A 13051-nucleotide genomic window follows, 5' to 3' on the forward strand; every position below is an offset into this window, starting at 1 on the left:
GGTTATCGGGCGCGCGCCATCCATCCGGGCACCAACTGGTTCTGGAACCGTGGCGCGGTCTACGCCGATTTCGGCTTCAACGATTTCAAGTCGGAAGAGACGCTGCCGCCAATGCAAAAGCGCGGGCCACTGGCATCGGATGCCGCGATGACCGACGAGATCATCAGCGAGGCCGACGCCAGCGAAGAGCCGGTGTTCTTCTTTGCGGTCAGCCTGCAAAACCACGGTCCCTACGAACCGAACCGCTATTACAGTCCCACGCACAGGGTGCAGGCGCCGATCAGCCAGTGGGCGCGCGAATCGCTGCTCAGCTACGCCGAAGGCTCAGCCGATGCCGATCGCGGTCTCGAACGCCTCGTCGAATGGGCAAAGACACGCTCCCGCCCAACCGTAATCGCCTTCTTCGGCGACCATCTGCCGCCGCTCGGGCCGGTCTATGTCGAAACCGGCTTCCTGAAGGACAATGTCGCGCCGCGCAAGGAAGCGTCGCCCGAGGCTGCCCTCGAGCATCATGAGACGCCGCTGGTCATCTGGTCGAACCGCACCGGGCCGGCTGAGCACATGGGCGCCGTCAGCCCGGCCTTCCTGCCCTATCATATCCTGAAGACGGCCGGCATCAGCCATCCCTACTACACCGGCTTCCTGGGCGAGATGAGTGAACACTACCGTGTCGTCGACCGCAATTTGCTGCTGACGCCGGCTGGCGAGGCCACGCCCGATTGGGCGCGGCAGAAGGAGATCGATCCGGCGATCCGCGATTTCCGCCTGCTGCAGTACGATATGATGTTCGGCAAACGCCACGCGGCGCCCGACTTCTTCCCCGAAACGGTCGACAAGATTGTCGCCGCGCATACGAGTTGAGGCCAGCGATTCCCTCGGAGCCTGCTGGTCCGTCTCGGGTCGCGTGTTCAGTTCGTCAATTGCAGCTTCGTGAAGTTGTTGGCGATCTGAAGGAACACGTTCGGCAGTTTGGTCGGATCGTTGACGGCATAATAGTTGCTCGGATCCGAGGCGCAGGCGCTGTAAAGCGCACGGTTGGCTGCGGTGTCGGATTGCAGCACCATGGTGTAGATCTGCACGCCCTCGTTCTTCAATTGCGTGCAAACGTTTTTGGTCCAGCCGTCGACATTGCGCGCAGCGGTCGTCTGGTTGTCCGATCCGAAGCGGCCGCCAGCCAGATAGCCATAGGATGTGTAATCCGACTTTGTCGATTCTTGTTCGCTGGCGCCATAGACGACGTTCTCGCCATCGGTGAGCAACAGCACGATCTTGCTGATGCCGGGCGTCTTCCAAGGCGCTCCGTCGGTGTAGGGCGCGGCGGGCGACAGCACACGCATACCCCATGACAGGCCCTCGGAGACATTGGTACCCGAGCCATTCCACTCGGTCATCTGACTGGCCGCCTTGCGCAGCTTGTCGAAATCGTCGGTCAGGGGGACCACCGGGGTCGGACACGCACGGTTCGGGCCGACAGTGACGGGAGAGCCGATCTCGGTGATGAGTTCCTTGGCGGGCGCAACATATTTGGCGATCTTTTCCCTGGCATCCCTGTCATCGGGCGACAGAAGTTCGATGAGATTGCCGAGCAGGTTGCTGAGATCGATGCCCAGAATGTTGATGCCCGACTGGGCAAGCCTGGTTTTGTCGCTGACATCGTTGAGATAGGAGTTGTTGTAATATTTATCCGAATTGCCATAGGAGCCAGACGGCTTCTGGGCGTCTTCGGGATCATCCGGCGCAAAGTAGGGCACGAACAGCGTGTCGGGCTTGGCCGGGTCGGGTGGCGTGTCGGAGATATTGTAAGCGCCTGGCCGCGCCTCGACGCAACCTTTCCATCCGGTGCCATTCCATCCGGCATCGGCCCATCCGGTCTTCTTGAGCTGTTTGAAAAGCGCCATGTGGTTCGGCCGCTTGCCGTCGATGACGGGAAAATTGACGCCGTTGGTTGAGGACTTGCCGTCCATGTCGATCCAGGACGGGTCGAAGCCGTCGCCATTGACGTTGACGGCCGTCACGAAAGGAACCAGCGAGGCGCGGATCTTGCGCGTTGGCGATTTCGCCGCTTCGAGCGTGTCGAGCAACGATTTTGTCGCCGTCCTCAGCGCCGTCATCCGCGCGCCGGCCATTGAGCCGGTGTTGTCCAGCACCAGCACGACTTCGAGCTGGTTGTTCGATTCGACCGCCGAGGCATCGACCACGATGTGCTTGCTGTCGCCGAACAGGAAGGCGAAGTTGAGATGGACGTCCGCCGAGGCAACCGCCTTGGTCTTGACGAAGTTGACGCCCTTGTCGACAGTCAACGTAGCCTGCGCATTGTCGAGCTCGCCATGACCGACGATGTTGGCCTGGAAATAGCGGTTGAAAGCGTCATTGCGGGTGATGTCGAGATCGCCAAGGTGCGAAGAAGCAAGGTTTGCCGAATCGAGAGCGTTCTGCAAATTGCTCTTGGCCCGCATAAGGGTCGAGACATCGGTTGCGAAAGCGACTGCCGTCAGGATGACCGGCAAACCCAGTCCCAGCACAAGCGTGAAATTGCCGCTCTTCGAGCGCCAGAATTTGTTGAGAAGCATCCTTACCCCCGGAAATGCTTGCCGCTTTTGCGCGGTTGTCCGGGCTTTTGCGCCTTCCATGATGAATCGACCGTTGACGGCCAGGCTTCAACTCCACACAACCTGCTGGTGTGGTTAAGACGTGGTTGCCGGAAACCACGACTCCGGCCGTTGCTGCTCCCGATCGTCGCCTGCGACACACGGGAATGCCGCTTGCCCTTGCTTTGCGGCCGGATTGCTGTATAGACGCCCGCAATCTGCCGGTCCTTGCTGGGGGCTGAACGGAGGGCCGGAGGTTTTTCAGAACCTTCGTGTGAAGCCGGAAGTGCTTCCGCCTCCCGTGTCTCCGCTCTCGACCGTCTCGTCATGCTCCTTTCTTCCCCCTGCCCCTCGAGGGTTTGCGGGTCAGAGAAGTTGCAGAGGCTTTTGCCGCCGGGAACCGGGAGAGAAACGAAGAAAGGCATAAGACATAATGGCTCTTTACGAACATGTGTTTCTTGCCCGGCAGGACCTCTCGCAGCAGCAGGTCGATGCGCTTGTCGAACAGTACAAGGGTGTCATCTCCGCAAATGGCGGGTCCGTCGGCCGGGTCGAGAACTGGGGACTGAAGTCCCTCACCTACCGGGTCAACAAGAACCGGAAGGCGTACTACACGCTGATGGACCTGAATTGCCCGGCGGCCGCGCTCAACGAGATGGAGCGCCAGATGGGCCTGTCCGAAGACGTGCTGCGTTTCCTGACCATCAAGGTCGAGGCGCATGAGGAAGGCCCATCGGCCATGATGCAGAAGCGCGAAGAGCGCTCGGAACGCGGCGGCTTCGGCGACCGTGACCGTGGCGATCGTGGTCCGCGTTCGTTCGGCGATCGTGATCGCGGCGACCGTGGCGATCGTCCGCCGCGCTCGTTCGGCGACGCCGGTGCCGATCGTGGTCCGCGCCGTCCGCGCGAAGGCTTTGAAGGGGGTGCAGAATAATGGTCGACATCAATCAGATCCCGACCCGGCGCCCGTTCCATCGCCGCCGCAAGACCTGCCCGTTCTCCGGCGCCAACGCGCCCAAGATCGACTACAAGGACGTGCGTCTGCTGCAGCGCTACATTTCCGAGCGTGGCAAGATCGTGCCGTCGCGGATCACCGCCGTCAGCCAGAAGAAGCAGCGCGAACTCGCCAAGGCGATCAAGCGCGCCCGCTTCCTCGGCCTGCTGCCCTACGTGGTTCGCTAATATCTCAAATGCGGGCGGTTCGCCGCCCGCTCTTCTCCCACGGCGACGGGCGCCGCAGGGTTGAACATCAAATCCCGGGTTGAGGTCAAAACCTCTAACTGCCGCACAGGCAGGACAGCGACACCAGCGCCAAAGGCGCTCAAGCTTCCTGACCTGTTCCCAAGACATTCGGCGCCGATCTCATCGATCGATTGGCGTCCAACCAAAGGAACAAATCCATGGACGTCATTCTTCTCGAACGCGTTTCCCGCCTCGGCCAGATGGGCGATACCGTCAAGGTCAAGGACGGCTTCGCCCGTAACTTCCTGCTGCCGCAGGGCAAGGCGCTGCGCGCCAACGAAGCCAACAAGAAGAAGTTCGAAGGCCAGCGCGCCCAGCTTGAAGCCCGCAACCTCGAGCGCAAGTCGGAAGCGGCCCAGGTCGCTGAAAAGCTCGACGGCAAGAGCTTCATCGCCGTTCGCTCCGCCGGCGAAACCGGTCAGCTTTACGGTTCCGTTTCGACCCGCGACATCGCCGATCTGCTGACGGCGGAAGGTTTTTCGATCAACCGCAACCAGATCCTGCTCAACCAGCCGATCAAGACCATCGGTGTCACCAATGTGGCGATCGCGCTGCATCCGGAAGTCGAGGTCACCGTCACGCTCAACATCGCCCGCACGGCCGACGAAGCCGAGCGCCAGGCCAAGGGCGAGACGCTGACCACCGCCGAAGCCATCTATGGCGACGACATCAACGACAACGCCCGGCCGGAGAACTTCTTCGATCCGAACACCGAGTTCGAGGGCGACGAAGACAACGCCTGATCACACGTCGCAAGCGATTGGAGCCATGGGGCTGATCACGACTTGACGCCAAGCTCCGATCACTTTGCCGTCATCCAGCCATGCTGGACCAATGCCCGGGCCTCGCGCCCGGGCATTTTTGTGCCAAATGGAACTTTTCGAACCCCTATATATTGTTGCAGACTATGGCGTCGCGCGTCCTTTGGCCGCGCAAAGCACGCTGTGCAACTTTGGTTCGGCGCAAGATCTCCGGCGAAATCGATCCCGATTTTCGCGGTCACGCGCCAAGGCAGCCTGTCTGGCCGAGAGGGGACATTTGGTCATGAATATTCTGTTGAAGCGCGTTCTCGACCGCTTGGTGCGCACCGGCAATCTTAGGGTAACCGGCCCCAAGGGCACGGCGGTGGTTTTCGGCGACGGCAGCGGCGAACCGGTGCACATGCACATCAAGACCGCGCATGCCGAGCGCGCCATCACCTTCGATCCGATGCTGGCGGTGCCTGAAGCCTACATGGACGGCGAACTCGACATTCTCGAGGGCGGCGTGCTGGGCGTGATGCGCATCGCCTTTCAGAACATGGGCAGCGGCGGCATCGACGCCACCTGGTCGAAGGCCATCGAAGGCCTGCGCCACGCCTTCCGCCGGCTGCAGCAGATCAACACCGCCTCGCGCTCGCGGCGCAACGTGCAGCGCCACTACGATCTGTCGGGCGATCTCTACCGGCTCTTCCTCGACGAGGACATGCAATATTCCTGCGCCTATTTCGAGCAGCCGGACATGACGCTCGACGAGGCGCAGGCCGCCAAGAAACGCCACATCGCCGCCAAGCTCCGGCTGAAGGCCGGCCAGACGGTGCTCGACATCGGCTCCGGCTGGGGCGGGCTTGGCCTCTATCTCGCCAAGGCGTTCGACGTCGACGTGCAAGGCGTGACGCTGTCGACCGAGCAGCATGGCGTCGCCACCGACCGGGCGCATGCGCAAGGGCTGGAAAGCCGCGTGCATTTCGAGCTGAAGGACTACCGCGAACTCAACGAGCGTTTCGACCGCATCGTCTCGGTCGGCATGTTCGAGCATGTCGGCGTCAACCACTATCGCACCTTCTTCGACAAGAGCGCGACGCTGCTCAAGCCGGATGGCGTCATGCTGTTGCACACGATCGGCCGTTCCGGCGTGCCGTGGGCGACCAGCGCCTTCATCCGCAAATACATCTTCCCGGGCGGCTACATCCCGTCGCTGTCGGAAGTGATGCCTGCGATCGAGAAGTCGGGCCTGGTCGTCACCGACGTCGAGATCCTGCGGCTCCACTATGCCGACACGCTGAAGCACTGGGGCGAGCGCTTCGCCGCCAATCGCGACAAGGCCAAGGCGATCTATGACGAGCGCTTCTGCCGCATGTGGGAATTCTATCTGGCGGCCTCGGAAGCCGCCTTCCGCTGGCAGGATCTGGTGATCTTCCAGATCCAGATCGCCAAGAAGAACGATACGCTGCCGATGACACGCGACTACATGGCCAAATGCGAAAAAGCGCTCGAGATGCGCGATATGGGGCATCGTGAAACGGCTCCCGTCAAAAAGAGCCCGGCCGCCAAGCCGGCTCGCCGCCGCAAGGTTGCCGACCAGGAATAGCATTGCCGCTTGCCATTGCCGGCGCCTGCACTGAAAAAGGTCCCGTGACCGTCGCGGGACCTTTTTCATGACCTTTGTCCTCTATGCCGCCGCCGCTCTGGCCGAGATCGCCGGCTGCTTTTCATTCTGGGCCTGGTGGCGGCTGGAGAAGTCGCCGCTTTGGCTGCTTCCCGGCCTCGCCTCGCTTGCCCTGTTCGGCTTCCTGCTGGCGCTGGTCGACACGTCAGCGGCCGGTCGCGCCTACGCCGCCTATGGCGGCATCTACATCGTGGCGTCGCTTGGCTGGCTGTGGCTGGTTGAAGGCGTTCGCCCCGACCGCTGGGATCTTGCCGGTGCCGCGCTCTGCATTGCCGGTGCTTCGGTGATCCTTCTCGTCCCGCGGGGCGCTTGAGATGGAGTTGCCTGCCTCCCTTCGCCAAGGTGTCGAGCGTCTGCTCGAAAACGTTCCGCTGGCGGTACTCAAGCAAGCGGCAAAGACGCTGTCCGACCGCTACCGCGCCGAGTTGCGCGACGGCCGTCTGCACATGGCCGAGGATCTGGCGGTGAAGGCCTATCTGGCGACGCGGCTGCCGGCGACCTATGCCGCGATCCGTGCCAGCCTCGACGCGCTGAGCGACGCCAAGCCTGCCTTTCAGCCCAGGACCTTGCTCGATGTCGGCGCCGGCCCTGGCACGGTGCTTTGGGCCGCGACCGATCTGTGGCCCGATCTCGAACAGGCGGTGTTGTTCGAAGCCAGTGCCGCCGTGCGTAAGGTCGGCGAGACGCTTGCCGGCAACACTATTGCCGCCCAGAGCAGATGGCTGGCCGGTGATGCCACCATCGACCTTGCTGACATCGAGCCGGCCGATCTGGTCACGTGCGCTTATGTGCTCGATGAAATCGCGCCGGCATCGCTGCCGAAACTCATTGACCGGCTCTGGCAACTCACTGGCGACACGCTCCTGATCGTCGAGCCGGGCACCCCCGCCGGCTGGCAGCGCATCCTTGCCGTGCGCCGGCAGCTGATTGAGGCAGGCGCGCATGTGCTTGCGCCTTGCGCGCATCAGGCGCCCTGCCCGCTGGTCCAGCCCGACTGGTGCCATTTTTCCCGCCGCGTCGCCCGCTCGCGCCTGCATCGGCTGGCCAAGGATGCCGACGTGCCGTGGGAAGACGAGAAATTCATCTACGTCGCGGCTTCTCGCGACGGCCCCACATCACACTAGGCACGAGTTCTTGCGCCACCGAAATCCGGCTCCGGCAAGGTTCTGCTCAAGCTTTGCCAGGACGACGGCACCGCCACCGAGCGCTTGTTCACTAAGCGCGACGGCGCCGACTTCAAGTTGGCCCGGCGACTGGACTGGGGCGACAGGCTGGACAACATCGCAAAATGAAGAGTGCCATTGTTCTTGCTTTGTTCCGACGAGTCAGATAGAGATCCGCGCCCTGTCGAGTCAACTGGAATCGGGGCACGCGAATACTCTCCTGTGGACGATTGGTTGTTCCTGTGAACAACGGGCATCAAGGTTCTTTGGTTGGGTAGTGATGCAGAAAGGTCAGCACCGACTCATCACGTTCTGATATCGAAAGGCCGGGATTGAAATCGGGGATATCATGGCAGAGGCAGCGCGAAAATTCGGCGTCGCGGAAACACCGCTTTATCGTGAAGCGCCAAACAACATCGAGGCTGAGCAGGCGTTGCTCGGCGCCATCCTCGTCAACAACGACGCCTTCTACCGCGTCTCTGACTTCCTCAAGGCCAGCCATTTCTACGAGCCGCTGCACCGCAAGATCTATGAGGTGGCGTCCGAGTTCATCCGTATGGGCAAGGTGGCGACGCCGATCACGCTGAAAACCTTCCTGCCAGCCGACGAGAAGGTTGGCGACATGACGATGGCGCAATATGTCGTGCGGCTGGCGGTCGAGGCTGTGACCGTCGTCAACGCCACCGACTATGGCCGCGCCATCTATGACCTTGCGACGCGCCGCGCGCTGATCACCGTCGGCGAAGACATGGTCAACATCGCCTATGACGCGCCGGTCGACATGGCACCCGGCGAACAGATCGAGGATGCCGAGCGGCGGCTGTTCGAACTGGCCGAAAACGGCCGCTACGACGGCGGTTTCGAAAGCTTTTCCGATGCGTTGAAGAATGCCGTCGACATGGCCAGCGCGGCCTATATGCGCGATGGCCACCTGTCCGGCATTGCCACCGGCCTGCGCGATCTCGACCATCGCATGGGTGGCCTGCAGCCTTCGGATTTGATCATCATCGCGGGCCGCCCAGGCATGGGCAAGACGTCGCTGGCCACCAACATCGCCTACAACATCGCTGCCGCCTATGAGCCTGCCCAACAGGCCGACGGCTCCGTCAAGGCGGCCAATGGCGGCGTCGTCGGCTTCTTCTCGCTTGAAATGTCGTCGGAGCAGCTGGCCACCCGCATCATCTCCGAGCAGACCGAGATTCCATCATCGAAAATCCGGCGCGGCGATTTGACGGAAGCCGATTTCGGCAAGCTTGTCGCCTACACGCAGGAGAACCACAAGCGCCCGCTCTACATCGACCAGACGGGTGGTATCTCGATCGCCCAGCTCGCGGCGCGCGCCCGCCGCCTCAAGCGCCAGCGCGGGCTGGACCTGATGGTCATCGACTATATCCAGCTGATGCAGGGTTCATCTGCCAAGGCGTCGCAGAACCGCGTCCAGGAAATCACCGAGATCACCACCGGACTGAAGGCGCTCGGCAAGGAGTTGGGCGTGCCGATCATCGCGCTCTCACAGCTCTCGCGTCAGGTCGAAAGCCGCGACGACAAACATCCGCAGCTGTCCGACCTGCGCGAATCGGGCTCGATCGAGCAGGACGCCGACGTCGTGCTGTTCGTGTACCGCGAGGAATATTACATCAAGAACAAGGAGCCGGAGAAAGGCACGCCCGAGCATCTCGCCTGGGAGACGAAGATGATCGAGGTCCAGGGCAAGGCCGAAGTGATCATAGCCAAGCAGCGCCATGGACCGACCGGCACCGTCAGCCTTGCCTTCCAGGGCGAGTTCACCCGCTTCTCCGACCTCGCCGAGGAGCATCATCTGCCGGAAAGGTTCGAGTGACCTATTGAGACAGGTCCCATTCCTTGGCGCCCCCCTCTGTCCTGCCGGACATCTCCCCCTCAAGGGGGGAGATCGGATGGCATCGACGCTTTCGCCAATTTTTGGCGTTGAAAAGAAGGCGCAAGCGCTGAAGCTGCAAATCTCCCCCCTGGAGGGGGAGATGCCCGGCAGGCCAGAGGGGGGCGCTGCCCCGCCAGCCTGTCACCGCGTGGCTTCCATCTGATGGCCAAATCGCGCGTCCAATTCATCTGCCAAAGCTGCGGATCGGTGCATCAGCGCTGGGCCGGCAAATGCGATGCCTGTGGCGAGTGGAACACGCTGGTCGAGGAAGGCACGTCCGGCGGCATCGGCTCAGGACCAGCCAACACGCGCAACGCCCGCAAGGGACGCGCCGTGGTGCTGACCACGCTGTCCGGCGATATCGAGGACGCGCCACGCATCATCTCGGGCATTGGCGAACTCGATCGCGCCACCGGCGGCGGGTTCGTGCGCGGCTCGGCGCTGCTGGTCGGTGGCGACCCCGGCATCGGCAAGTCGACGCTGCTCACCCAGGCGGCCGCGGCGCTGGCATCAAAAGGCCACCGCATCGTCTATGTCTCGGGCGAAGAGGCGGTCGCGCAGATCAGGCTGCGGGCGCAGCGGCTTGGCGTCGCCTCTTCTCCGGTGGAACTTGCTGCGGAGACCAATGTCGAGGACATCCTGGCGACGATCGCCGACGGCAAGCGGCCTGATCTCGTCATCCTGGATTCGATCCAGACGCTGTGGACCGACCTTGCCGATTCGGCACCCGGAACCGTCACACAGGTGCGCGCTGCCGCCCAGGCGATGATCCGCTATGCGAAATCCACGGGTGCGGCGATCGTACTGGTCGGCCATGTCACCAAGGAAGGCCAGATCGCCGGGCCGCGCGTCGTCGAGCACATGGTCGACGCCGTGCTCTACTTCGAAGGCGAAGGCGGCCACCACTACCGCATCCTGCGCACGGTGAAGAACCGTTTTGGACCGACCGACGAGATCGGCGTCTTCGAAATGTCGGACAAGGGCCTGCGCGAGGTCGCCAATCCGTCCGAGCTTTTTCTTGGCGAACGCCATGCCAAATCGCCGGGGGCGGCGGTTTTCGCCGGCATGGAGGGGACAAGGCCGGTGCTGGTCGAGATCCAGGCACTGGTGGCACCCTCCTCGCTCGGCACGCCACGCCGCGCCGTCGTCGGCTGGGACGGCGCCCGGCTGTCGATGATCCTGGCGGTTCTCGAAGCCCATTGCGGGGGGCGATTCGGCAGCCATGATGTCTATCTCAATGTCGCGGGCGGCTACCGGATTTCGGAGCCCGCGGCAGATCTCGCAGTGGCGGCCGCCCTGGTTTCCTCGCTCACCGGTCTTGCCCTTCCCGCCGATTGCGTCTATTTCGGCGAAATCAGCCTTTCGGGCGCCGTGAGGCCGGTTGCGCATGCGCAACAGCGCCTCAAGGAAGCCGAAAAGCTGGGTTTTGGAAGCGCGGTTCTGCCCTCGGGCAGCGGGGAACTGGCCGGGGGGATCGGGGCCGGTTCTTTCCAGCCGACCGAGCTTGCCGACCTCGTGGCACGCATAGCCGGCTCACGCCGAAGCCGCGTGGACGAAGAAGACTAGAGCATCGGACCCAGAGCCCGATGTTCGGCGCTATAATGCGGCTCATGGAGTGGGGCGAAAGACATGCCGATTACGCTGCTTGACGGAATTCTCGTCGGCTTCACTCTGGTCTCGGCGATGCTCGCCATGGTTCGCGGCTTCTCGCGCGAAGTCCTGTCCGTCGTCTCCTGGGCAGCGGCGGCAGCGGCGGCGTTCTTCTTCTACAAGCCGGTCGTGCCTTACCTCGCGCCCTACATCGAGAATGAAAAGGTCGCCATGGCGGCCGCCGCCGGCGTGGTTTTCATCATCGCGTTGATCGTCGTCTCGGTCATCACCATGAAGCTCGCCGACTGGATCATCGATTCCCGGATCGGCGCGCTCGATCGTACGCTCGGTTTCCTTTACGGCGCCGCGCGCGGCATCCTGGTCGTTGCCGTCGCCCTGCTGTTCTTCAACTGGCTGGCCGGCGCCAAGGCACCAGCCTGGGTCACCGAGGCCAAGTCGCGGCCGCTGCTCGAACAAATCGGCGCCAAGCTCGAAAGCCTGCTGCCCGAGGATCCGGAAAACGCGATCCTCAAGAAGCTCAATCCGAATCAGCCGGCCGCCGAGACGCCAGCTGCTCCGGACGCACCGGCGGCGGATGCTCCGGCGGGCGGCGACGATACCAACGCGCCGGCGCCTGACGACAATGACGCAACACCACCGGCGAACAACGCCCCGGCCGCTCCGGCACCGGCGGCACCGGCAAACTGACGCCGAAAAACGGCGTCAGGATCTGACGATGGTGTGAACGACCGCACGGCCCGCGTTGCTTTCGGCGCGAACCCGCATTATATGGCGATTTTAGCGGAGCTTAAGATGGCAGACGCAGACGACGTGCTTTCCGCCGAGGCCGACGACCATTTCCACGACGAATGCGGTGTGTTCGGCATTTTCGGCCGGCAGGACGCTGCGGCCATCGTTACATTGGGCCTGCATGCGCTGCAGCATCGCGGCCAGGAAGCGGCCGGCATCGTTTCCTATGACGGCAGCCAGTTCCATGTCGAACGCCATGTCGGCCTGATCGGCGACACCTTCACCAAGCAGCGCGTCATCGACAGCCTGCAAGGCAACCGCGCCATTGGCCATACGCGCTACGCCACCACGGGCGGCGCCGGCATGCGCAACATCCAGCCCTTTTTCGCCGAATTGGCCGACGGCGGTTTCGCCGTCGCCCACAACGGCAATCTGACCAACGCCATGACCGTGCAGCGCGCGCTGCAGAAGCAAGGCGCGATCTTCTCCTCCACCTCCGATACCGAGACGCTTTTGCACCTCGTCGCCACCAGCAAGGAGCGCGATTTGAACTCGCGTTTCATCGATGCGGTGCGGCAGGTCGAGGGCGCTTTCTCCCTGGTGGCGATGACGGCCAAGAAGATGATCGGCTGCCGCGATCCGCTCGGCATCCGGCCGCTGGTGCTGGGCGATCTCGACGGCGCCTGGATCCTGGCCTCCGAAACCTGCGCGCTCGACATCATCGGCGCGCGTTTCGTGCGCGACCTGAAGCCCGGCGAGATGGTCGTCGTCACGTCCAAGGGCATCGAGAGCCTGTTCCCCTTCGAGCCGCAGAAGACCCGCTTCTGCATCTTCGAATATGTCTATTTCGCGCGGCCGGATTCCTCGGTCGAAGGCCGCAACGTTTATGAGGTGCGCAAGCGTATCGGCGCCGAGCTGGCGGTCGAAAGCCCGGTCGAGGCCGACATTGTCGTGCCGGTGCCGGACTCGGGCACGCCGGCGGCGATCGGCTTCAGCCAGGCGGCCGGCATTCCCTTTGAGCTCGGCATCATCCGCAATCATTATGTCGGCCGCACCTTCATCCAGCCGGGCGATTCGATCCGCCATATGGGCGTCAAGCTGAAGCACAATGCCAACCGGCGCATGATCGAAGGCAAGCGCGTGGTTCTGGTCGACGACAGCATCGTGCGCGGCACCACCAGCCAGAAGATCGTGCAGATGGTGCGCGACGCCGGCGCCAAGGAGGTGCATATGCGCATCGCCTCACCGCCGACACGCGCCTCCTGCTTCTACGGTGTCGACACGCCGGAGAAATCGAAGCTCCTGGCGTCGCGCATGTCGATCGAGGAGATGGCCGAGTTCATCCGCGTCGATTCGCTCGGCTTCCTCACCATTGACGGGCTCTACCGCGC

General features: G+C 63.0%; 11 protein-coding genes and 1 pseudogene. 11 read left to right on the forward strand and 1 reads right to left on the reverse strand.

Going from position 1 to position 13051, the window contains the following annotated elements:
- On the forward strand, positions 1-861 hold an 861-nt coding region (locus tag EN949_RS25630), incomplete at its 5' end, for an LTA synthase family protein (RefSeq protein ID WP_164782545.1).
- A 47-nt stretch (positions 862-908) separates the two neighbouring features.
- Here the strand turns inward: EN949_RS25630 and EN949_RS25635 are convergent.
- On the reverse strand, positions 909-2570 hold the full coding sequence (locus EN949_RS25635) for a pilus assembly protein (RefSeq protein WP_063171791.1): 1662 nt from the start codon (positions 2568-2570) through the stop codon (positions 909-911).
- A 451-nt stretch (positions 2571-3021) separates the two neighbouring features.
- On the opposite strand from EN949_RS25635, the gene rpsF reads away from it, so the two are divergent.
- From rpsF to purF, 10 genes and pseudogenes are all read left to right on the forward strand, one after another.
- Positions 3022-3522 (forward strand): 30S ribosomal protein S6, encoded by a 501-nt coding sequence (gene rpsF, locus EN949_RS25640; protein WP_013532520.1) that lies wholly within the window; start codon positions 3022-3024, stop codon positions 3520-3522.
- Positions 3522-3770: a 30S ribosomal protein S18 gene (gene rpsR, locus EN949_RS25645; protein ID WP_006203718.1), complete on the forward strand. Its 249-nt coding sequence runs from the start codon at positions 3522-3524 to the stop codon at positions 3768-3770. The genes rpsF and rpsR overlap by 1 nt, the downstream gene beginning before the upstream one ends.
- A gap of 218 nt (positions 3771-3988) precedes the next feature.
- Positions 3989-4573: a 50S ribosomal protein L9 gene (gene rplI, locus EN949_RS25650; protein ID WP_013532521.1), complete on the forward strand. Its 585-nt coding sequence runs from the start codon at positions 3989-3991 to the stop codon at positions 4571-4573.
- A gap of 301 nt (positions 4574-4874) precedes the next feature.
- Positions 4875-6179, forward strand: a complete 1305-nt coding sequence (locus EN949_RS25655; RefSeq protein WP_024504321.1) for a cyclopropane-fatty-acyl-phospholipid synthase family protein — start codon at positions 4875-4877, stop codon at positions 6177-6179.
- 67 nt (positions 6180-6246) lie between these two features.
- Positions 6247-6570: a YnfA family protein gene (locus EN949_RS25660; protein ID WP_013532523.1), complete on the forward strand. Its 324-nt coding sequence runs from the start codon at positions 6247-6249 to the stop codon at positions 6568-6570.
- A 1-nt stretch (position 6571) separates the two neighbouring features.
- Positions 6572-7549, forward strand: a pseudogene (locus EN949_RS25665) (small ribosomal subunit Rsm22 family protein).
- 220 nt (positions 7550-7769) lie between these two features.
- A complete protein-coding gene (locus EN949_RS25670; RefSeq protein WP_013532525.1) occupies positions 7770-9260 on the forward strand; it encodes a replicative DNA helicase in 1491 nt (496 codons plus the stop codon).
- Positions 9261-9482: 222 nt separating this feature from the next.
- Entirely contained in the window at positions 9483-10886 is a 1404-nt protein-coding gene (gene radA / locus EN949_RS25680; RefSeq protein WP_127371815.1) for a DNA repair protein RadA, read from the forward strand.
- Positions 10887-10949: 63 nt separating this feature from the next.
- The gene (locus EN949_RS25685) at positions 10950-11618 is read left to right on the forward strand and encodes a CvpA family protein (protein WP_063171789.1); all 669 of its coding nucleotides are present in this window, start codon (positions 10950-10952) and stop codon (positions 11616-11618) included.
- 105 nt (positions 11619-11723) lie between these two features.
- Positions 11724-13051: amidophosphoribosyltransferase (gene purF / locus EN949_RS25690; RefSeq protein ID WP_127371816.1), on the forward strand; the 1328-nt coding region annotated here is incomplete at its 3' end.

The organism is Mesorhizobium sp. M7A.F.Ca.US.007.01.2.1 (assembly GCF_003998165.1).
In the GTDB taxonomy this organism is placed as follows: domain Bacteria; phylum Pseudomonadota; class Alphaproteobacteria; order Rhizobiales; family Rhizobiaceae; genus Mesorhizobium; species Mesorhizobium ciceri.